Annotated in this window: 21 protein-coding genes; 10 read left to right on the plus strand and 11 right to left on the minus strand. The window is 69.2% G+C overall.

The window, feature by feature from the left end:
- The first annotated feature begins 15 nt into the window (after positions 1 to 15).
- The 3 genes from PVT71_RS19220 to PVT71_RS19230 are packed head-to-tail and all read left to right on the plus strand — an operon-like array spanning position 16 to position 2,213.
- Positions 16 to 699, plus strand: coding sequence for a molecular chaperone DjiA (locus tag PVT71_RS19220; protein WP_353474054.1), 684 nt, complete (start codon positions 16 to 18; stop codon positions 697 to 699).
- 4 nt (positions 700 to 703) lie between these two features.
- A complete protein-coding gene (locus PVT71_RS19225) occupies positions 704 to 1,705 on the plus strand; it encodes an endonuclease/exonuclease/phosphatase family protein (protein WP_353474055.1) in 1,002 nt (333 codons plus the stop codon).
- A 55-nt stretch (positions 1,706 to 1,760) separates the two neighbouring features.
- Positions 1,761 to 2,213 carry a hypothetical protein gene (locus PVT71_RS19230; RefSeq protein ID WP_353474056.1) on the plus strand — a complete coding sequence of 151 codons (453 nt, stop codon included), beginning with the start codon at positions 1,761 to 1,763 and terminating at the stop codon, positions 2,211 to 2,213.
- Between the two features lie 6 nt (positions 2,214 to 2,219).
- Here the strand turns inward: PVT71_RS19230 and PVT71_RS19235 are convergent, their stop codons facing one another.
- The 4 genes from PVT71_RS19235 to PVT71_RS19250 all read right to left on the minus strand — a co-directional run bounded on the left by PVT71_RS19235 (position 2,220) and on the right by PVT71_RS19250 (position 8,027).
- A complete protein-coding gene (locus PVT71_RS19235) occupies positions 2,220 to 3,794 on the minus strand; it encodes a Ppx/GppA family phosphatase (RefSeq protein ID WP_353474057.1) in 1,575 nt (524 codons plus the stop codon).
- 195 nt (positions 3,795 to 3,989) lie between these two features.
- The gene (locus PVT71_RS19240) at positions 3,990 to 6,164 is read right to left on the minus strand and encodes an RNA degradosome polyphosphate kinase (protein WP_353474059.1); all 2,175 of its coding nucleotides are present in this window, start codon (positions 6,162 to 6,164) and stop codon (positions 3,990 to 3,992) included.
- Between the two features lie 79 nt (positions 6,165 to 6,243).
- Positions 6,244 to 6,930, minus strand: a complete 687-nt coding sequence (locus PVT71_RS19245) for a chromosomal replication initiator DnaA (protein ID WP_353474060.1) — start codon at positions 6,928 to 6,930, stop codon at positions 6,244 to 6,246.
- Positions 6,927 to 8,027 carry an AI-2E family transporter gene (locus PVT71_RS19250; protein WP_353474061.1) on the minus strand — a complete coding sequence of 367 codons (1,101 nt, stop codon included), beginning with the start codon at positions 8,025 to 8,027 and terminating at the stop codon, positions 6,927 to 6,929. Before PVT71_RS19250 ends, PVT71_RS19245 begins: the two co-directional genes overlap by 4 nt.
- A gap of 169 nt (positions 8,028 to 8,196) precedes the next feature.
- Between PVT71_RS19250 and PVT71_RS19255 the strand changes: the two genes are divergently transcribed.
- The 3 genes from PVT71_RS19255 to queG all read left to right on the plus strand — a co-directional run bounded on the left by PVT71_RS19255 (position 8,197) and on the right by queG (position 10,926).
- Positions 8,197 to 8,319 carry a hypothetical protein gene (locus PVT71_RS19255; RefSeq protein ID WP_353474062.1) on the plus strand — a complete coding sequence of 41 codons (123 nt, stop codon included), beginning with the start codon at positions 8,197 to 8,199 and terminating at the stop codon, positions 8,317 to 8,319.
- 116 nt (positions 8,320 to 8,435) lie between these two features.
- Positions 8,436 to 9,782 (plus strand): proline--tRNA ligase, encoded by a 1,347-nt coding sequence (gene proS, locus PVT71_RS19260; RefSeq protein ID WP_353474063.1) that lies wholly within the window; start codon positions 8,436 to 8,438, stop codon positions 9,780 to 9,782.
- 82 nt (positions 9,783 to 9,864) lie between these two features.
- On the plus strand, positions 9,865 to 10,926 hold the full coding sequence (gene queG / locus PVT71_RS19265; protein ID WP_353474064.1) for a tRNA epoxyqueuosine(34) reductase QueG: 1,062 nt from the start codon (positions 9,865 to 9,867) through the stop codon (positions 10,924 to 10,926).
- A 353-nt stretch (positions 10,927 to 11,279) separates the two neighbouring features.
- Here queG and PVT71_RS19270 read toward each other — a convergent pair whose 3' ends face one another.
- Positions 11,280 to 11,822, minus strand: a complete 543-nt coding sequence (locus tag PVT71_RS19270; protein WP_353474065.1) for a hypothetical protein — start codon at positions 11,820 to 11,822, stop codon at positions 11,280 to 11,282.
- Between the two features lie 314 nt (positions 11,823 to 12,136).
- Between PVT71_RS19270 and msrB the strand changes: the two genes are divergently transcribed.
- The 3 genes from msrB (at position 12,137) to PVT71_RS19285 (ending at position 13,816) form a co-directional block, all read left to right on the plus strand.
- The gene (gene msrB, locus PVT71_RS19275) at positions 12,137 to 12,586 is read left to right on the plus strand and encodes a peptide-methionine (R)-S-oxide reductase MsrB (RefSeq protein ID WP_353474066.1); all 450 of its coding nucleotides are present in this window, start codon (positions 12,137 to 12,139) and stop codon (positions 12,584 to 12,586) included.
- Positions 12,583 to 13,092, plus strand: coding sequence for a peptide-methionine (S)-S-oxide reductase MsrA (gene msrA, locus PVT71_RS19280; protein WP_353474067.1), 510 nt, complete (start codon positions 12,583 to 12,585; stop codon positions 13,090 to 13,092). Before msrB ends, msrA begins: the two co-directional genes overlap by 4 nt.
- Positions 13,093 to 13,207: 115 nt before the next feature.
- Positions 13,208 to 13,816 (plus strand): exopolysaccharide biosynthesis protein, encoded by a 609-nt coding sequence (locus tag PVT71_RS19285; protein WP_353474068.1) that lies wholly within the window; start codon positions 13,208 to 13,210, stop codon positions 13,814 to 13,816.
- A 10-nt stretch (positions 13,817 to 13,826) separates the two neighbouring features.
- Here the strand turns inward: PVT71_RS19285 and PVT71_RS19290 are convergent, their stop codons facing one another.
- Genes PVT71_RS19290 through PVT71_RS19300 form a run of 3 tightly spaced genes read right to left on the minus strand, consistent with a single transcriptional unit; the run spans position 13,827 to position 15,885 of the window.
- A complete protein-coding gene (locus PVT71_RS19290; RefSeq protein WP_353474069.1) occupies positions 13,827 to 14,045 on the minus strand; it encodes a hypothetical protein in 219 nt (72 codons plus the stop codon).
- 23 nt (positions 14,046 to 14,068) lie between these two features.
- Complete coding sequence (locus PVT71_RS19295) at positions 14,069 to 14,911, minus strand: metallophosphoesterase (protein ID WP_353474070.1); 843 nt, start codon at positions 14,909 to 14,911, stop codon at positions 14,069 to 14,071.
- On the minus strand, positions 14,908 to 15,885 hold the full coding sequence (locus PVT71_RS19300) for a diacylglycerol kinase family protein (RefSeq protein WP_353474071.1): 978 nt from the start codon (positions 15,883 to 15,885) through the stop codon (positions 14,908 to 14,910). Before PVT71_RS19300 ends, PVT71_RS19295 begins: the two co-directional genes overlap by 4 nt.
- Positions 15,886 to 16,087: 202 nt before the next feature.
- Between PVT71_RS19300 and PVT71_RS19305 the strand changes: the two genes are divergently transcribed.
- A complete protein-coding gene (locus tag PVT71_RS19305; protein ID WP_353474072.1) occupies positions 16,088 to 17,083 on the plus strand; it encodes a YihY/virulence factor BrkB family protein in 996 nt (331 codons plus the stop codon).
- A 158-nt stretch (positions 17,084 to 17,241) separates the two neighbouring features.
- On the opposite strand, the gene PVT71_RS19310 is transcribed toward PVT71_RS19305, so the two are convergent.
- From PVT71_RS19310 to PVT71_RS19320, 3 genes are all read right to left on the minus strand, one after another.
- On the minus strand, positions 17,242 to 18,069 hold the full coding sequence (locus PVT71_RS19310) for a hypothetical protein (protein ID WP_353474073.1): 828 nt from the start codon (positions 18,067 to 18,069) through the stop codon (positions 17,242 to 17,244).
- A 162-nt stretch (positions 18,070 to 18,231) separates the two neighbouring features.
- On the minus strand, positions 18,232 to 19,269 hold the full coding sequence (locus PVT71_RS19315) for an AI-2E family transporter (RefSeq protein WP_353474074.1): 1,038 nt from the start codon (positions 19,267 to 19,269) through the stop codon (positions 18,232 to 18,234).
- Positions 19,270 to 19,428: 159 nt separating this feature from the next.
- The gene (locus PVT71_RS19320) at positions 19,429 to 20,781 is read right to left on the minus strand and encodes an LLM class flavin-dependent oxidoreductase (protein ID WP_353474075.1); all 1,353 of its coding nucleotides are present in this window, start codon (positions 20,779 to 20,781) and stop codon (positions 19,429 to 19,431) included.
- Between the last annotated feature and the right edge of the window lies 1 nt (position 20,782).

Raw genomic sequence — 20,782 nt, forward strand, 5'->3', positions numbered from 1 at the left:
GCGTAGACTGGCGCAATGTCGATCTGGTCCCGCATCACCGAAGCACTTGCCGCCCTTGCCAAGGGCGAGGGGCTCACGACTGTCTTCGAGCGGCTGCGCCAGCCGCCCGAGCGCAGCGTCGCCTTCACCATCGCCGTCATCGCCCTCTCGGCGAAGATGGCCAAGGCCGACGGGCAGGTCACCCGCAACGAGGTCGCCGCCTTCCGCGAGATCTTCACCATCGCCGCCGAGGACGAACCGGCGGCGGCGCGGGTCTTCAACCTCGCCCGGCAGGACGTCGCGGGGTTCGAGGAATACGCGCGCCGCATCCGCCGCATGTTCGACGGCAACGCGCAGCAGCTCTCGGACCTGATGGAGGGGCTCTTCTACATCGCCATGGCCGACGGCAACTACCACTCGGCCGAGAACGCCTTCCTCGAGCGGGTGGCCGAGATCTTCGAGATGCCCGACACCGCCTTCCGCGCCCTGCGCGCGCGCTTCGTGCCGGACTGCGCCCCCGATCCCTTCACCGTGCTCGGCGTCAGCCCGGACATGCCGATGGACGAGATCCGCAGGCGCTGGCGGCAGCTCGTGCGCGAGAGCCACCCAGACGTGATGTGCGCCCGCGGCCTGCCGGAAGAGGCGATCAAGCTCTCGGAAAGGCGGCTGATCGCGATCAACCAGGCCTGGGAGGAGATCTCGGCCCGCGAACGGGTCTGAGCCGGTGCGCCTCGCCACCTACAATGTCGAGTGGTTCGATGACCTGTTCAACAAGCAGGACGAGCTGGTGATCGACGACCACTGGTCCGGGCGGCGCGACATCACGAGGGCCGAGCAGGCCGAGGCGCTGGGGGTGGTCTTCACCGCCATGGACGCCGACGCGGTGATGATCATCGAGGCCCCCGACACCGGCACCCGCCGCGACACGCACCGCGCGCTCGAGAACTTCGCCCATGCGTTCGACCTGCGCACGCGCAAGGTGCTGATCGGGTTCGCCAACGAGACCCAGCAGGAAATCGCGCTGCTCTACGACCCGGACAAGATAAAGGTGCGCCACGTTCCCGGCGAGAGCCCCGACGCGCCGCGCTTCGACACCGAGTTCCGCATCGACCTCGATTTCGACGCCACCGAGGACCGCGTCTCGTTCTCGAAGCCGCCGCTCGAGGTCGAGCTGACCACCTCCAGCGGCCGGGTGCTGCACCTGATCGGCGCCCATCTGAAGTCCAAGGCGCCGCACGGGGCCAAGACCCATGACCAGGTGATGCGCGCCTCGATCTGCAACCGCCGCAAGCAGCTGGTCGAGGCGATCTGGCTGCGCCGCCGCGTCGATGCCCTGCTCGCCGAAGGCGAGAGCGTCATCGTGCTCGGCGATCTCAACGACGGCCCGGGGCTGGACGAGTACGAGCACCTCTTCGGGCACAGCTCGGTCGAGATCCTTCTCGGCGAGGGCGACACGGCGCTTTACGATCCGCACGCGGCGCAGGCGCTGCGCGGGCGGCTCACGCCGCAGCCCAGCACCGCGCGCTTCTACATCGAGCCCGAGAAGCGCTACCTGCAGGCGCTGCTCGACTACGTCATGGTGTCGCGCGACCTGCGCGATCTGGCGCGGGAGTGGCGCATCTGGCACCCGTTCGACGATGCGCAATGCTGGCGCGCGCCCGAGCTCTGCAAGGCGCTGCTGACCGCCTCGGACCACTTTCCCGTCACGCTGGATCTTGCCGTCTGACCGGGGGCCCCGGGATTTTCTGTCGCGACTCGGGCAAGCCGCCTATAGTGCCGCCATGATCCGGATTTATCCTTTCGCCCTCGCGGCATGCCTCGTCGCGGCGCCCCTCGCGCCGCTCGTTCCGTCTGCCCTTGCCCAGGAGGCCGGGACCGGGGCGGAGACCCCCGAAGGCACCCCCGAGGAGACGCCCCACACCGGGCCCAGCCTGATGGAGCGCGGCGCGGACATGTTCCTGCGCGGGCTGCGCGACGAGCTCGATCCGACGCTGCAGGACCTCAAGGGGCTGGCCGAACGCATGGGCCCGGCGCTGCAGAGCTTCGTCGACGAGATGGGCCCCGCCATGGCGCAGCTCTCCGAGCAGATCGAGGACTGGAAGCTCTACGAGGCGCCCGAGATGCTGCCCAACGGCGACATCCTGATCCGCCGCAAGGAAAAGCTCGACCCCGAGGCCCCCGATTCCGGCGAGACCCAGCCCGAGACCGGGCCGGGCGGCGAGATCGAGCTCTGATCCGGCTCAGATGAGCGACCTGGGCTCCGCGCCGTCGATGTCGAGCAGCAGCTCCCTGGCCGAGAGCGCCTTGGCCAGCGACATGAGCCGCGCCTCGGCCACCTCGCCGTAGAGCGGCGCGGCCTCCTCGGTCATGTGGAGGCGCAGTCGGCGTTCCTCGGGATCCCAGTCGAACTGTGCGCCGTCCTCCTGGCTCACGTCCGACATCCACAGCATCGAGCCGAAGCGCATCGCCTTGCCGAGAATCTCGGCCTCCTGCGTGCGCTCCTTGTCGAGCAGCGTGTAGAAATCCTCGAACCGCGTGCCCTCGCGCTTGTTGCGGTAGCGGTGCAGCAGGGCAAGGCCGAGGAACACCCGCTCGGGGTGGTCGAGCCCGCCGAGGTTGGCCCGGGTGGCGTTGTCGAAGCAGGTCTCGGCCCGGTAGTCGGGGTGGGCGCGCCAGCTCACGTCATGCAGCAGGCAGGCCGCCTTGACGATGCGCAGCGTCGCCTCGGTCGCGCCGGGGAAGAGCGGCAGCACGAAGCGGAAGAGCTTCTTGCCGAAGCCCGGCAGGCGCGCGTCCTTGGCCTCGGCAAAGCGGCAGGCCTCGATCAGCGGGTCGCGGTCGCGCAGCATCTGCGGCATCTGCTCGTAGAGCAGCCCCTCACGGATGCCGTAGCTCGAGATGGCGATGCCGGTGGGCTGGAACACCCGCAGCAGCTCGGCCAGCACCTCGGAGGCATAGGGCACGAGGCTCATCCGCGCCGAGGAGATGCCGCAGGCGCCGCGCAGCGCGTCGAGGTCGGCCTCCTCGATGAACTTCAGCGTCTCGAGCGCCGACTCGACGGTCATCCGGTATTCGTGCAGCACGTGCAGCGGGTAGCCGAGCCGCTCCATGTCGATGCGCGCGATGGCGCGCCACGAGCCGCCCACGAGGAACAGCGGCGAGGGCTCGGTGCCCATGCGCTCGGCCAGCCCCTCAATGGCCTTGGCGACGTATTTCTCGCGCGCCTTCTTGCCGCCCTCCATGTCCTTGAACTTCAGCGGGCCCAGTTCCGAGGTGGCGCGCTTGCCGATCTGGCCGCCCCGAATCTCGGCAAGCTCCATCGACGAGCCGCCGATGTCGCTGACCAGCCCGTTCGCGCCCGGCCAGCCGAGCAGCACGCCCTGCGCCGAGAGCCGCGCCTCCTCGTCGCCGTCGATCACCCAGATCTTGAGGCCCGTGGCCTGCTCGATCTCGGCGCGGAAGGCGGGGCCGTCCTCGGCCTCGCGCATGGCGGCGGTGGCGACGGCGGTGAGCGGCGGTAGGTCCATGCCGCGGGCGAGGGTCTGGAAGCGCTTCAGCGCCGCCAGCGCGCGGATCTTGCCCTCGGGGTTGAGCCGCCCGGTCTCGGACATGCCGGCGCCGAGCCCGCACATGATCTTCTCGTTGTAGAAATAGGCCGGGCTGCGCGCCGCGCCGTCGAAGACGACGAGGCGCACGGAGTTGGAGCCGATGTCCACCACGCCGACCTTCGACAGGCGCCGCGCGCGGGGATCCTCGAAGAGCGGCCGTCCGAAAAGTCCGGCATCGCCCTGGCTGGAGTCGCCGTTACCGTCCATCTGCTCCTCCGGCATTGGTCTCGCCCTCTCCTCTAGCATGGGCAGCCCTGCGGGCAAAAGGGGTTAGGGCGGTATTGGGGGCTCCGCCCCCGCGGCACATGCGTGCCGCTCCCCCGGCGTATTTGGAAAGAGAAGAAGGGCGGGGCGCGCGTTTCTTCATCTTTCTTCAAATACTCCCGCCGGAGGCGCGCCGGATCAGTCGCCGGCGTGGGTCAGCTTCGGCACGTCCTTGGCCCCGGCCGAGCCGCGGCCCGAGAGCGAGGGGTTTTCCATGAAGAAGCGGTGGCAGTTGAACGAGAACTCGCCCTCCTGCACCGGGTGGCGGGTGAACTTGCCCGAGGGTTCCATCACCCAGCTCTGCGCCGTGTCGGCGAGGTTCGCCGCCATGATCTGGCTGACGATCTGCGCCTTGACCGTGGGATTCATGATCTCGACCCCGGTCTCGATCCGGCGGTTGAGGTTGCGCCCCATCCAGTCGGCCGAGGAGATCAGCACCCGCGCCTTGCTGTGCGGCAGCCCGTGGCCGTTGCCGAAGCAGGCGATGCGCGAATGCTCGAGGAAGCGCCCGACGATGCTCTTCACCCGGATGGTCTCGGACAGGCCCTTGATGCCCGGGCGCAGCCCGCAGATGCCGCGGATCACGCAGTCGATCTTCACCCCGGCCTGGCTGGCGGCGTAGAGCGCGTCGATCATGTCGGGTTCGATCAGCGAGTTCATCTTCAGCCAGATCTGCGCCGGGCGGCCCTGGCGGGCGTGCTCGGCCTCGGCCTCGATCAGCTCGAGCATGCGCGGCTTGAGCGTGTGCGGCGAGATGACGAGGTTCTCGAGCCCCTCGGGCATGGCGTAGCCCGACAGGTAGTTGAAGATCTTCGTCGCGTCCCGGCCGAGCGCCGCGTCGCAGGTGAAGAACGACAGGTCGGTGTAGATCTTCGCGGTGATCGGGTGGTAGTTGCCGGTCCCCCAGTGGGTGTAGGTCACCAGCTTGTCGCCCTCGCGGCGCACGACGCTCGAGATCTTGGCATGGGTCTTCCAGTCGAGGAAGCCGTAGACCACGTGCGCGCCCGAGCGTTCGAGCCGGCGCGACTGGCGGATATTGGCAGCCTCGTCGAAGCGGGCCTTCAGCTCGACCAGCGCGGTCACCGACTTGCCGTCCTCGGCCGCCTCGCAGAGCGCCTCGACGATCGGCGAGTTGCGCGAGGTGCGGTAGAGCGTCTGCTTGATCGCCACCACGTTCGGGTCGAGCGCCGCCTGGGCGAGGAAGCGCACCACCATGTCGAAGGTCTCGTAGGGGTGGTGCAGCAGCATGTCCTTCTGCTTGATCGCCTCGAACATGTTGCCTTCGTGGTCCTGCACCCGCTCGGGCACGCGCGGGGTGAAGCTGGGCCACAGCAGGTCGGGCCGGTCGTCGGACACCAGCTCCTTGAGGTCGGCCATGCCGATCATGCCGTCGAGCTCGATCACCTCGTCTTCGCCGACCAGCAGCTCGCGCATGACGATGCTGCGCAGCTGCTTCGGCGCGCCGGCGGTGATCGTGAGGCGCACCACCTCGCCGCGGCGGCGGCGCTTCAGCGCGACCTCGAACTCGCGCACGAGATCCTCGGCCTCTTCCTCGACCTCGATGTCGCTGTCGCGCAGCACGCGGAAGCCGAAGTGGTTCTTCACGCGGTAGCCGGGGAACAGGCTCTCGATGTGCAGCAGCAGCACGTCCTCGAGGAAGATGAAGCGCTTGGTGCCCTCGGGGGCGGGCAGGGCGATGAAGCGGGCGATCTGGTGCGGGATCGGCAGCAGCGCCTGCCGGGTGCGGCGGTCGCGCTTGCGCTCGAGCTCGAGCGCGAGGCAGTAGCCCATGTTGGCGATGAACGGGAAGGGGTGCGCCGGGTCGATGGCCAGCGGCGAGAGCACCGGGAAGACCTGCTCGAGGAACTGTTGCTGCAGGAACTCGAGGTCGTCCGGCTGCAGCGCCTCGCGCTGCACGAGGCCGATGCCCACCGCCTCGAGCTCGAGCTGCAGCGCGCCCAGCACCTTCTGCTGGTGCGCCATCAGCTGGCGGGCGTCCTCGTCGATGAGCACCAGCTGCTCGGCCGGGGTCAGCCCGTCGGCGGCGGGGGTGGTGTTGCCCGCGTGGGCCAGCTCGCGCAGGCCGGCGACGCGCACGGTGTAGAACTCGTCGAGGTTGGTCGCCGAGATCGACAGGAAGCGCAGCCGCTCGAGCAGCGGCACCCTGGTGTTCTCCGCCTCTTCCAGCACCCGCCAGTTGAAGCCGAGCCAGCTGAGCTCGCGGTTGTAGAAACGCCCCGGGCCCGACAGGTCGGTGTCGGGCAGGTCCTGGGGGGCGGGGATCGGGGCTTTGAGGAAATCGGCGATGGTCATGGGCGGCTTATGCGTCACGAATTGCAACAGCTTTATGAAAGCCAAACCATGACCGAGCGGGCGGGCGGGTGCAAGGGGGCTAGCCCCGGCGGTCGAGCGAGATCAGCACGTCGCGGGCAAGCGCGCGGGTGATCCCGCGGGCGCGGCCGAGGGCGCGGGCGTCGAGCTCGGCGGCGACGCGCTGCGCCATGGCGAAGCTGCGCGGCATCTGGCGCAGCAGGTAGGGGATGACGTCGGGGGCGGGGATGCAGTGCCGGTCGGCGAGCAGCTTGGCCAGCACCGCCGCGAGAAGCGCGTCGTCGGGCTCGCGCAGGGTGGCGGTCTGGGTGCCCTCCATGCGCGATTTCAGGTCGGGCAGGCTCAGCGGCCAGTGGCGCGGCGCGGTCTCGGCGCTCAGCAGCAGCGGCTGGCCCTGCGCCAGCGCGAGGTTGTGCAGGTGGAAGAGCGCCTCCTCGGCGGGGCGGTTCCCGGCGATCCGCGGAACGTTCTCGACGCAGCTCGGCCCCTCGGCGAGGTCGGGGATAGACAGGTCCGGCAGGGCGGTGGCGGGGACGATCGTCGCGCCGCTCTCGGCCGCCCACACATGCGCGAGATGGGTCTTGCCCGATCCCGCCGGGCCGACCAGCAGCAGCTTGCCCGCCGGCCAGCTCTGCCAGCCGTCGAGCAGCGCCACGGCGAGGCTGTTGGACGAGCTGACGAAATAGTCCTCACGCCCCAGCGCCGCGCGGACCGGCAGGGGCAGGGGAAGCTGCCTTGGCATGATCATGGAGCCTCCGGGTCCACCGCAGGGCGGGCGTCGTGGAAGACGTCCGTCTCGAGGCCCCGGTAGAGGCGGCTGTCCTTGTAGCGCTCGACGGCGAAACGCATGATCACGCCGATCGCCGCCGCCAGCGGCACCGCCACCAGCATGCCGACGAAGCCGAAGAGCGTGCCGAAGACCGACAGCGCGAGGATCAGCCAGACCGGGTGCAGCCCGATCGAGCTGCCGACCAGTTTCGGGGTGAGGAAATTGCCCTCGAGGAACTGGCCGAGGAAGAAGATCCCCGCAACGGCGGCGATCCAGTACCATTCGCCCCAGAACTGGAAGAGCGCGAGGCCGATGGCCAGCGCGCCGCCGATGATCGCGCCGACGTAGGGGATGAAGGTCAGCAGCCCCGCGATGACCCCGACCACGAGGCCGAAGTTCAGCCCGACCAGCGCCAGCGCGATGGCGTAGTAGCAGCCGAGGATCAGGCAGACCGAGCCCATGCCGCGCACGAAGCCGGCGAGGGTGCGGTCTATCTCGGCGGCGATCTGGCGGATCACCGGGGCGTGGTCGCGCGGCAGCAACTCGTCGATGCGCGCCACCATCCGGTCCCAGTCGAGCAGCAGGTAGACCGCCACCACCGGCACGATGACGAAGAGCATCAGGATGTTGATCACCGACATGGCCGAGCTGAGCGCGGTGTTCAGCAGCTCCGCCCCGCGCTCCTTGACCGTCTCGCCCACCGAGCCGATCGCCTCGCGCATCGGGCTGCCCTCGTCGACCAGCGTCGGGAAGTGCACGCCGATGAAATCGCGCAGGTCGCGGAAGAGCTGCGGCGCGGTCTCGATCAGGTCGCCCGCCTGCCGGATCAGCGTCGGGATGACGGCGATGGCGAGGATGACGAAGATCAGCACCCCGGCGAGGGTGATCACCATCGTGGCCATGGCGCGGCTCAGTCCCATCCGCTCGAGCCGGTCGGCGACCGGGTCGAGGAAATAGGCGATCGCGCCGCCGAGGATGAACGGCAGCAGGACGTTGCCGAGATACCAGAGCACCACGGCAAAGACGATGGCGGCCACGCCCCAGTATTTCATCTGATCGCGCACGGGGAGCGCCATGGGAATCCTTCTCTCTGCCGTCCGTCCTTCATCGCCGCTCCGCCCCTCGTTTTCAAGTCTGCGGGACCGTTGCACCATATCTGTGCTGGATCGCGGCGCTGTCATGAGGCAAACTGGGGCTTGTTGAATTTAATTGACGATTTCTGCATCCGATTGTGAAGGAGCGGCCATGTTGCGTGGTCTTGTCATCTGGGTTTTCCTTCTTCTGCCGCTGTTCCTGATCCTGACCGAGCGCGCCCATTCGGGCCCGCCCCTGCAGCAGGTCACCCGCCTGGCATCGCTGCCGGTCTGACGCACCGGCCCGCGCCTGCCGGACCGGGGCTTGCGCTCCGGCACCGCCGCAGGGCACTTGCCCTTGGCGCAGGCTTCGCCTAACCCGGTCGAAACGCCAATTTCCGGGAGGCCCGCATGCGTCTGAGCCGTTATTTCCTGCCCGTTCTGAAAGAAACGCCGTCCGAGGCGCAGATCGTGTCGCACCGCTACATGCTGCGCGCCGGCATGATCAAGCAAGCGCAGGCGGGCATCTATTCGTGGTTGCCGCTGGGCTACAAGGTGCTGCGCAACATCGAGAACATCGTTCACGAGGAGCAGCAGCGCGCGGGCCATATCCCGATGCTGATGCCGACCCTGCAGTCGGCGGATCTCTGGCGCGAGAGCGGCCGCTACGACGACTACGGCCAGGAGATGCTGCGCATCACCGACCGCCACGGCCGCGACATGCTCTACGGTCCGACCAACGAGGAGCTGATCACCGACATCTTCCGCAGCCATGTCGGCAGCTACAAGGACCTGCCGCTGACGCTCTACCACATCCAGTGGAAGTTCCGCGACGAGGTGCGTCCGCGCTTCGGCGTGATGCGCGGCCGCGAGTTCCTGATGAAGGACGGCTACAACTTCGACCTGACCAAGGAAGACGCGCTGCACGCCTACAACCGTCACCTCGTGAGCTACCTGCGCACCTACGAGCGCATGGGCCTGCAGGCGATCCCGATGCGCGCCGACAGCGGCCCGATCGGCGGCGAGGACACCCACGAGTTCCTCGTGCTGGCCGAGACCGGCGAGTCCGAGGTCTTCTACGACAGCCAGATCACCGAGCTGAAGTTCGGCGACCGCGAGATCGACTACGACAGCCATGAAGAGTGCCGTGCCGTGCTCGAGGAGTTCACCTCGCGCTACGCCCGCACCGACGAGACCCACGACGAGGCGGTCTTCGCGCAGGTCCCCGAGGAGCGCCGCCGCACCGCGCGCGGCATCGAGGTCGGCCAGATCTTCTACTTCGGCACCAAGTACTCCGAGCCGATGGGCGCGACGGTGGTCGATAAGGACGGCAACCGGGTTCCGGTGCACATGGGATCGCACGGCATCGGCGTGTCGCGCCTGCTGGGCGCCATCATCGAAGCGAGCCACGACGAGAAGGGCATCATCTGGCCCGAGGGCGTGACCCCGTTCCACTGCGGCATCGTCAACCTCAAGCAGGGTGACACCGAGGCGGACGCGGCCTGCGACGCGATCTACGCCTCGCTCACCGCGCTGGGGCTCGAGCCGCTCTACGACGACACCAACGAGCGCGCTGGCGGCAAGTTCGCGACGATGGACCTCATCGGCCTGCCGTGGCGCATCACCGTCGGCCCGCGCGGGCTGAAGAACGGCGTGGTCGAGCTGACCTCGCGCCGCACCGGCGAGAGCGAGGAGCTGTCGCCCGAGGCGGCGATCGAGCGCATCGCGCAGATCTACGGCAAGGTCTCGAAGGGCTGATCCGGGGGAGGGGGCGCTGCCCCCTCTTCGCCTTCGGCGAGGACGCCCCCGGGACATTTCCGCCTGGAAGAAGGGGGGGCGCATGGACGAGCTGAAGGCACGGCTGATCGGGCAGGCGGCGGAGGTGGGCTTCGCCGCCTGCCGCATCTGCCGCCCCGGCGACGTGCCGGAGGCGGCCGCGCGGCTCGCGGCCTTCCTCGAGGCCGGGCATCACGGGCAGATGGGCTGGATGGCCGAGCGCACCCATTGGCGCGGCAACCCCGCCGCGCTCTGGCCCGAGGCCCGCTCGGTGATCATGCTGGCCGAGAATTACGGCCCCGAGCACGACCCGCGCGCGGTGCTGGCCGAGCGGGACCGGGCGGCCATTTCCGTCTACGCGCAGAACCGCGACTACCACGACGTGGTGAAGAAGAAGCTCAAGCGCCTCGGGCGCTGGCTGATCGACGCCGCCGCGCGCGATGCGGGGCCCGGCGCCGGGGCTCCCGAGATCAAGGTCTTCGTCGACACCGCGCCGGTGATGGAGAAGCCGCTGGGACAGGCGGCGGGGCTCGGCTGGCAGGGCAAGCACACCAACCTCGTGAGCCGCGAGCTTGGTTCGTGGTTCTTCCTCGGGGCGATCTTCACCACGCTCGAGCTGCCGGTCGACCGGGCGGAGCGCGACCATTGCGGCTCGTGCCGGGCCTGTCTCGACGCCTGCCCGACGGCCGCCTTCCCGGCGCCCTACCGGCTCGATGCGCGGCGCTGCATCTCCTACCTGACGATCGAGCATCACGGCCCGGTGGACGAGGAACTGCGCGGCCTTCTCGGCAACCGCATCTACGGCTGTGACGACTGCCTTGCGGCCTGTCCGTGGAACAAGTTCGCCGAGCGCGCCTCGGAGGTGAAGTACCACGCCCGCGAGGACCTGCTCTCGCCGCCGCTGGCGGAGCTGGCGGCGCTCGACGACGCGGGCTTCCGCGAGCGCTTCTCGGGCTCGCCGATCAAGCGCATCGGGCGCGACCGCTTCGTGCGCAACGTGCTCTATGCGATCGGCAATTCCGGACAGGCAGAGCTGCGGGCCGTGGCGCAGCGTCTCTGCGAGGACGCGGACGAGACGGTGCGCGACGCGGCACGCTGGGCGGTGGCGCGGCTCGGCGGGCTCTGACCTGAGGGGACCTGTCCCCGCGGGGACGGCAAAAAGAAAGCGCCGGTGCCGAGGGATGGCACCGACGCCCACGAGGGTCCTGGTATCCAGGAGGTTCTGACAGGAGTACGTGCCTCCTGCCGGAAAGATGGGCGGTCGCGGAGAGTCCTGCAAGCAAATTCACGCGAATGGGAACGCCGGTGTTCATCGAGTGCGTGTTCAGCGCCTGCCGATGCATCGAAAACGGTCTCGGCCCCCCGCGCTGGAGAACACGGGGGGCCGCCGGGAACACGAGGCAATCCCGGACATCGCGCCGCGCGGGCGCGGATGCAGATCAGTCAGGAAGCGGGGCGCGTCTCGCCCCGCTCCCCGGTTCAGGCGCGGTCGTCGACGAGCAGCTCGATCGCATCGTCCGAGGCATAGACGCCGATCACGTCCTCGGGCTCATAGCCCTGGTCCTTCAGCTCGGCGGTCAGCTCGTCGTTGCCCGACAGCAGCTCGCGCAGCGCCGAAAGTTCCGGGCCTGCGGCGGCCAGCGCGTCGTCGAGAGCCGTGGCGCTTTCGTTAGCCTGGCCCTTGAGCGAGCTCAGCGGGTGGATCTCGACCTTCGAGGCCTCGACCACGGTTTCGGGGTCGGCCATCGACAGGTCGGCGTTGCGCAGCGAGGAGATCACCTGCCCGTAGGTCTGCGGCACGTCGGCGCGCAGGTCGGCGGTGGTCTGCGGCGCGATCGGCAGGGTGCCGGCTTCGCCCGAGCCGCTGGCGCCGGTGCTCTCGCTCATCTCCGAGCGCGCGAGCGGCGCCTGCTCCTGCGTGGCGGGATCGGCGGCGGTGGAGGATTGCGCGAAGGCCGCGCCCGAGAGGGTGGCGGCGGTGAGAACGGCAAGGCCGAGCTTGCTGGTGGAACGGAGGGTCATGGGGGTCTCCCTTGCTTCCTTGGTCGGTCACTCCGGTGCGGCATGTCGCGCCGGTCATCCCCACAATGCGCGGCGGGGCGCTTCGGATCCGGCCTTCACCGCGTGGTGAGCGCGATGTGTCCGGCCGGCGGCGCACCGCCGCAAACCACCGCTCCGGGGCGGCGGGGCCTTGCCGGTTCCGGCCCCGGCGCAGCGCCAAGCGGCGTCCCGCCGGGCGGTCCGCCGCGAATGGCGGGGCGGCGCCTGCGATGGGGGCTTTGCTTTGCCTTCCGGGATCCCCATCTTATGGCCAAGAGCAAGTTCCGGAGGATTCCATGGCGAAATACGAACGCAATCCAGACGTGATCGCGGCGCTCGACCCCGAGCAGTACCGCGTCACGCAGGAGAACGGCACCGAGCGGCCGGGCACCGGCAGGTATCTCGACAACAAGGCGCCGGGCATCTACGTCGACATCGTCTCGGGCGAGCCGCTCTTCGCCTCGTCCGACAAGTACGAGAGCGGCTGCGGCTGGCCGAGCTTCACCAAGCCGATCGAGCCGGCGAACGTCGCCGAGCTGCGCGACACCACGCACGGGATGATCCGCACCGAGGTGCGCTCGGCCTTCGGCGACTCGCACCTTGGCCACGTCTTCCCCGACGGGCCGATCGACCGGGGCGGGCTGCGCTACTGCATCAACTCCGCCTCGCTGCGCTTCGTGCCGCGCGAGGAGATGGAGGCCGAGGGTTACGGCGCCTATCTGGGTCAGGTGGAGGACGTGGCATGAGCCTTGAACGCGCAGTTCTGGCCGGCGGCTGCTTCTGGGGCATGGAGGATCTGATCCGCAGGCTGCCGGGAGTGACGGACACCCGCGTCGGCTACACCGGCGGCGACGTGCCCAATGCCACCTATCGCAACCACGGCACCCATGCCGAGGGCATCGAGATCTGGTTCGATCCCGCGAAGACCAGCTACCGCAAGATCCTCGAGTTCTTCTTCCAGATCCACGACCCGACCACGCCGAACCGGCAGGGCAACGATCTTGGCATGAGCTACCGCTCGGCGATCTACTACGTCGACGAGGCGCAGAAGGCCGAGGCGCTGGAGACCATCGCCGACGTCGACGCCTCGGGGCTCTGGCCCGGCAAGGTGGTGACCGAGGTCGAGCCGGTGGGTGATTTCTGGGAGGCCGAGCCCGAGCACCAGGATTACCTCGTCCGCCATCCCGGCGGCTACACCTGCCACTTCGCGCGCCCGGGCTGGGTGCTGCCGCGGCGCGACGCGGCCGAATGAGACCGGAGCGGCGGGGTGCCCTGCATCCCGCCCTTCCCGCGGCGGCCGGTTCGGAACCGGCCCGCTTCCGGCGGCGTTCGCCCGCTGGACCAAACCCTTGAAGGACCTTCCCCACATGAGCACCACCGCCGCGCCCGAGATCGCCTCGGACCGCCCCGTCGGCGATATCGTCGACCGCCTGCAGGCCGCGGCCGGGGGCGCGCGCGTGTCGCTGCGCGACATGCTGGAAAGCTTCGGCGAGAGCTCGTTCATCCCGGCGCTGATGGTGCCGGCGCTGCTGGTGGTCTCGCCGCTGTCGGGGATCCCGCTGTTCTCGACCTTCTGCGGGCTGCTCATCGCCTTCATCGCGGGGCAGATGCTGATCTCGCGCCGCCACCTGTGGCTGCCGGAGTTCCTGATGGCGCGCAGCTTCGACGGCGCGAAGGCGCGCAAGGGGCTGGGCAGGCTGCGCGGCATCGGCAACTGGCTCGACCGCAACTCGCGCAGCCGCCTGCGGCTGATGACCGCCGGGCCGATGCGCAAGCTGCTGCAGGCCGTGTGCCTGCTCTGCGGTCTTGCCATGCCCTTCCTCGAGCTGGTGCCCTTCTCCTCGTCGATCCTCGGGCTGACGGTGCTGTGCTTCGCCACGGCGCTTCTCGTGCGCGACGGGCTCTTCGCCATGATCGGCTGCGCCACGCTGGCCGCGGCGGTGCTGGTGCCGCTGATGATCGCCGGGGTGATCTGAGCAGACTCGCCTAGCGGGGGGCCGCCCCGTTGAACACGCCGATGATCACCAGCGCCGCGACGGCGAGCAGCACGAAGAGCAGCACCGCGCTGCGGCCCTTGCCGCGCGTGTCGGGCGTCTCGGGCAGCGGCACGGGCCGGTCCGAGGCGCCGGCATCGCCGGGACCGGCGCGGGTCTCGTGCGGATGGGCCACGTCATGCTCGTGCTGTCTGCGGGTGTCGGACGTCACCGGGGGCTCCTTTCGGCGGGGGCTCAGTCGAGACCAACGCCCGGCTGCGCCGCCGGTTCCGCGCGGAGCGGCCAGTCGGGACTGCGCTGCCAGCCGCCCTCGCTGAAGCTGTAGTGCCGGCGCTCGGCTTCCACGAAATGCCGCTCGCGTGCGATCATGCGGCGGATGCTGGCGCTGTGGCTTTCGAGATCGAGGATGGCGAAGTCGTTCTCCTGCCCGCGCAGCCGGGTCGAGAGCCCGGTGCCCACGTGCACCTGCAGCACCTGCGCGCCATGCTTGCGCGACAGGAAGGGCTCGGTCCGCCAGCGGTGCAGGTGACCCGAAAGGACAAGGTGCGCGCCGCATTCCGAGAGCCGTTCGATCGCCTTGTCGGCGTCGCGCATGAGCGACTTGTCGACATCCGGGTCCTGCTCGAACGGGTGGTGCGCCAGCACCACGTTCAGCCCCTCGCTTTCCGAGAAGATCCGGCAGGCGTGGCGCATCTGCAGCCAGCGGATCTTGCCGCGCTGCCAGCGGAAGCGGTCGACGGTGTTGAAGCCGACGACGGTGAGGCCCGGCAGGCGCTTCACCGGCATCATCTCCTCGGTGATGAAGCGGCGGTAGCGGCGGTAGGGGCGCACGAAGCGCAGCCAGAGATTGTCGAGCGAGACGTCGTGGTTGCCGGGCACCGCCATCCAGGGCGCGTCGAGCTTGCGCAGGAAGGCGCGGGCGTCGCGGTACTGGCTGCGTCGCGCGCGCTGGGTGAAATCGCCGGTCACCGCGACGAGGTCGGGCTTGGCGCCGTTCACCGCGCGCAGCAGCGGGTCGAGAAGCTCGGGCGCGGTGCGCCCGAAGTGCAGGTCGGAGATGTGGATCAGCCGGGTCATGCCGGCAGTTCTTTCTCGAGCGCGGCGCGGGCGGGCGTCTCGGGCTCGGGCTCCTGCTCGGCGGGTTCGGGTTCGGCCCGGACCATCACCCGCAGCGGCTCATCCCGGTGGCGGAAGCGGATCGGGGTCTGCATCAGCTCCTTCTCGCCATCGCGGGCGACCAGCGCCTGAGGCCGGCTGGTGCGCAGGGTGATGTCGCGCCCGGTGACCATGCCGAATTCCTCGCCCTTCTGCGCCTTGCCCATGGCGAGGCGGAGCGAGGCGCGCACGAGGTCCCAGCGGCTGCTTCCCTTCGAGGTGAAGAGCACGAACTCCCCCTCGCGGATCGCCCCGGCGCCGTCGAGGTTGAATTGCTCGAGCTGGTAGGCGCTGTTGGCGACGAAGGCGAGCGGGGTGCGGATCTCGGTCTTGCGGCCATCCACCTCGGCCTGCAGCCGCAGCGGGTGGCGGAAGCCCGCGAGGGCCAGCACCACCGACCAGTAGGCGGCAAGGCGGGAGCGGCCCCAGCGCTGGTAGACCCCCTCGCGCGTGCGCAGGATCAGGGGATAGATGCCGAGGCTGGCGTTGTTGAGGAAGACCTCGCCGTTGACCTCGCCGAGGCTGATCTCGCGCAGGCGGCCGGTGGCGAGGATGCGCACTGCGCCCTCGGGCTCCTCGGGGATCTCGAGGCCGCGGGCGAAGTAGTTGAACGTGCCCTGCGGGATCACCCCCATCGGAACGCCCGCCTCGTGCGCGGCGGCGGCCACCGCGCCGATGGTACCGTCGCCGCCCGCTGCGACGATCATCGCGCAGCCGTTGCCCGCGGCCTTGCGGGCGGTCTCGAGGATCGGCGTGTCGGGGGTGAGGCCGATCAGCTCGGCTTCGAGCCCGTTCTCGGCAAAGAGCTCGGTCAGCCTCTGGCGGCGCGACTGGGTGTCGGGGTGATCCCCGGACTGCTCGTTCAGAATGACACAGATCTTGCGGTGGTCCGGCACGGGGCTGTCTCCATCTCGGGGGCCCGTGGTCAACGCGCATTGCTCCGGCCGGTTCCGCCTCGTCAGGCGCGCGGATGGCCGAACGCGGCGCTTTCGAGCGCCCGGTCCACCGCAGTGCATCCCGGTGCAGGCGGACCGCAGATGCGCCGCGCCGGGCAACCAGTGGATTGACGCCGGGGCGGCTTCTGCGCAGGTTGCGGACATGCCGAACACCGCCACCACGCCCGCCGTCCAGACCTCCCGCACCGCGAAGGCCGCGCCCGAAGGGCGCCTCTACCTGCGCCATGTCGGGCTGCACGGCTGGATGCATGCGCTCTGGCGGACGTGGCAGCGCATGGACGAGCGCAACCTCGGGCTGATCGCTGCGGGCGTCGCCTTCTACGCCTTCCTGTCGATCTTTCCCGCCATGGCGGCGGTGATCGCCATCTGGGGCTACTGGGCCGATCCCATCGCAATCGCCGAGCAGATGGAGCTGCTCGTCGATGTCATCCCGGAAACCGCCTTCCAGCTCATCGACGCGCAGATCACCCAGCTGATCTCGACCAACCGCTCGACGCTGCAATGGGCCTCGGTCGCCTCGATCGTGGTGGCGATCTGGTCGGCGCGGGCCTCGGTCGCGGCGCTCATCCGCGGGCTCAACGCGGTGACCGAGGCACCGCACCGGACGAACCCGGTGCGCCGGGTGCTGGTGGCCTACGGCATGACCGCGCTCCTCGTGCTGGTGGCGCTGCTCGCCTTCGCGTCGGTGGTGGTCGTGCCCGCGGGCATGGTCTTCCTGCACCTGCCCGCCGAGGTGGAGATCGCCGTCGAGGGCGCGAAATGGGTCGTGCTGCTCTGCGTGGTCTACCTTGCCGTCGCGCTGGTCTACCGCTTCGGACCGAACCGGCGCCACGCGCGCATGCCCTGGCTGACGCCGGGCGCGGCCATCGCGGTCATCGCCTGGGCCATCGGCTCCTTCGCGCTGGCGAGCTACGTGCGCAACTTCGACCGGCTGAACGAGGTCTACGGCTCGCTCGGCGCTGTGGTGGCGCTGCTCTTGTGGTTCTACGTCAGCGCGCTGGTCACGCTGCTTGGTGCGCAGCTCAACACCGAGCTCGCACGGGTGCTCGCCGCGCGCCGCGCCGTAGAGAAAGCCGCGGCCGAACACGCCTCGGCACCCGGCGCCGACGGGGTCGGCGAAGCTTCTGAAAAAAAATGACGACTTGGCGGAACCAATCTTCCGCTGCCGGGTTGTGAGCGCAAGGACGCACGATCAGTCCTGTCCCTGACCCCGGGTTGCAACCCTGTCCCGACTTCCCTCGTGTGGCCCGGGTTCCTTAAAGGCTCCACCTTCCCCAGGGTGGAGCCTTTTCCCTTTCAGGGCTGCGCCTTTGGTGCGGGCTCGACTCCCAGCGCCGCCTCCATGTCCGCCACCGCGTTGATCAGGGCGACCTGCGGCACCACGGTGAACCCGTCGGTGGCGCGGCTGAGATCCTCGATGGTCACCAGCACCGCGGCCAGCACCAGCGAGAAGACCAGCGTCCGCCAGCTCATCGACCGGCCCTGCAGCGCGGCGCGGTTGCCGATGATGAAGAGGCCCGAGCCCGCGGCGAAGGTCAGCAGCACCCAGATGCCCGAGGTGATGGTCTTCGACGCGGCGGCGACGCGGCGGGTGTGCGCGTCGAGCACCTCGGTGATGCCGCCCGCGACGAAGGTGGCGACGGGGGCGGGCGTGTCCGGGGTGATCGCCGCCATGGTCGCGGGCCAGAGCAGCGCCTGCGCGGCGACGGTCTGCGCCAGCACCGCGTCGACGTTCGCGCGCGTGGCGTGGAAGCCGCTCGGCGTGATGCGGGTGCGGGCGTAGGAAAGCAGGGCCTCCTGCAGCGGCCGTCCGGCGCCGTCGGGCAGCAGGTCGGCGCGCAGGAAGGCGGTGCCGAGCGCCGCGCCCTCCTCGACCACCGCCGAGACGCTGGCCTCGCGCCAGCCGAGCGTCGCGCTGAAGGTGAAGCCGACCAGCAGGCCCAGCAGCGCGAGCAGCGCGCCGAGCGAGGACTCGCCGGGCAGCTTGCCGCCGGCGTAGCGCTCGGGCGCCCGGCGCAGCTCGTAATGGCCGAGGCGGAACCCGGCATAGGCGCTGGCCGGAAGCACGAGGAGGAAGATGAGGACGATCAGCCCGAAGGGGATCGAATGGGATGCGATGGACACCGGAAATACTCGACTCCTGAAAACCGCGCAGGTCCTTCGGAACGGTAATGCCGCGTGATCCGGGGGATCTCCTGCCCGGTCGATGATCCTCTATCCGGGGGTTTTCGCAAAGGGATTCTTGCGCCGCCGCGCCGGGTCCGGGCGCGGCGGCGCGGTAGGGTCTCAGGCGGCGCGGCGGGTTGCCGGCATCCGGCGGCCCTCGCCGATGATGTCGAAGAGATGCAGCACGATCACCGTGGTCGGGATGGCGACGATGCCCCCCAGCGGGCCCCAGAGCCACAGCCAGAAGACCAGCGAGACGAAGATCAGGAAGGGGTTGATCTGAATGTGCTTGCCGACGAGGCCCGGCGTGACGAACTGCGCCTCGCACATGTTGAGCGTGAGGTAGACCGCCATGGGCGCGAAGCTCATCATCCCGTCATAGGCCACCAGCCCGTTCAGCAGCAGCCCCGCCGCCATGGCCGCCGGGCCGACGTAGAGCACGTAGTTCAGCAGCGCCGCCGCGATGCCCCAGATCGGAGCGGCGGGCATGCCGATCAGCATGAGCCCGCCGGCGACGGCGAAGCCGAGCCCGATGTTGATCACCGAGATGGTGGCGAAGTAGCGCGCGACCGAAGTCTCGGCGGCGCAGAAGCGGTCGAGGATGGCGGCGGTGGTGGTGTTATCGCCGATGCGGTGCGCCATCCAGCTGTAGATGCTCCATCGGGTCAGCAGGAAGAAGAACAGCCCGCCGAAGAACACCAGCGCCTGTCCGGCGATCACCGGCGCGACGTAGAGCGCGTCGGTGATGCTGGGCATTCCGCTGCCCTCCTCGGCCTTCTTCTGTGCCGCGCCGAGCGCCTGCTCGACCTCGTCGATGCCGCGGATCAGGTCGCGGTACTCGAAGAGGAACTTGCGGATCTCGTATTTCACCGTCGGGATGCGGTCGATCGCGGCGGTGATGTAGGGCTCGGCAAGGAAGCCGAGCGCGATCACCGCGAAGAACATCAGCACGATCAGCACGATGGCAACGAGCCCGCGCGGCAGGCCCAGCTTTTCCAGCCGGTCCGCCAGGGGAGAGAAGATGATGCCGACGATCACCGCCAGCATCAGCGGGGCAAAGATGTTCTCGGCGAGCTTGAGGCAGACGAGAAGCGCCAGCCCGGCAAGGATCGCGACACTGACGCGAAGCACCGGATCGGTGGAGGGGGAGCGGTTCATGAAATGCGCAGTCTCAAATGGGGGAACATGCCCCTCAACTTCGAGATGCGGAATTTGTTCCGGGCTGTCCCGCGCCGCGGCGTGCCGCTTTTGTGTCAGGGGCGCACGGACGCGCGCCCCCCATCTTTCAGGGCAGGGCCCCGGTGCGGAACCCGCCGCCTATTCCGCCGCGCGGGCCAGCGCGTAGCGGTTGCCGGGCTCGGAGATGCCGAGGTTGCCGCGCAGGGTCGAGGCCTCGTATTCCTCGCGGAAGAGCCCGCGGCGGCGCAGCTCGGGCACCACCAGCCGGGTGAAATCCTCGAGCGAGCTCGGCAGGGTGGGGAACATCAGGATGAAGCCGTCGGCGGCGCGGGTCTCGAACCATTCCTGCATGAAGTCGGCGATCTGCGTGGGCGTGCCGGTCAGCCCGTTGCCGGTATGCCGGCGGGCGTAGTGGGTGATCAGCTCGCGCATGGTGTGGCCCTGCGTGACGAACTCCTTCAACTCGTCGAAAAGCGCCTTCGAGCCCTTGGCCTTCTCGGGCATCCGCTCCATCGGGAAGGGCTTGTCGAGATCGACGCCGCGCAGGTCCGCCTCGAGGAATTCCTGCAGCATCAGCAGGCCGACATCGGGGTGCATGAGATCGACGAGCTGCTGCGCGCGGGCCTCGGCCTCGGCCTCGGTCTCACCGACGTTGATGACGATGCCGGGCATGATCTTGAGGTCGTCCTCGTGCCGCCCGTACTTGGCCATCCGGCCCTTCACGTTGGCGTAGAAGGCGCGGTTCTTCTCGATGTTCGAGGCCAGAGAGAAGACCATCTCTGCGGTGCGCGCGGCAAGCTCCATGCCGGGCTCGGACCCGCCGGCCTGCGCGATCACCGGGCGGCCCTGCGGCGTGCGCGCGATGTTCAGGGGCCCGCGCACCTGGAAGTGCTTGCCCTGGTGGTGCAGCTCGTGGAGCTTGTGCTGGTCGTGGTAGATGCCGCTCTGGCGGTCGAGCAGCAGCGCGTCCGGCTCGTAGCTGTCCCAGAGGCCGAAGACCACGTCGACGAATTCCTCGCAGCGCTCGTAGCGCTCGGAATGCGGCGGCAGCCCCTCGCGGTTGTAGTTGTAGCCGGTCTCGTCATGGTCCGAGGTCACCACGTTCCAGCACATCCGCCCGCCCGACATGTGATCGGCCGAGGCGAAGAGCCGCGCGATGTTGTAGGGTTCGTAGTAGGAGGTCGAGGCGGTGGCGACGAAGCCCAGCTTCTCGGTGTGCTGCGACAGCGCGGTGATCGCGGTGATCGGCTCGAAGCGGTTCATCTTGGTGGGCTGGCGCGCCAGCGCCGCCGGATCGCCGATCGCCGCGGCCGGGCTGTCGGCGAAGAACATGAAGTCGAGCTTCGCCGCCTCGGAGATCTGCGCGACCTTCTTGAGGTGCGTCAGGTCGTTGGCCCCGTGCACGTCGCTGCCGGGATGCATCCAGGCCGCCGGGTGGAAGCCGAAGGTGTAGACGAAAGTGCCGAGTTTGAGCTGGTCGGGGCGCGACATG

Source organism: Salipiger sp. H15, from assembly GCF_040409955.1.
In the GTDB taxonomy this organism is placed as follows: Bacteria; Pseudomonadota; Alphaproteobacteria; order Rhodobacterales; family Rhodobacteraceae; genus Salipiger.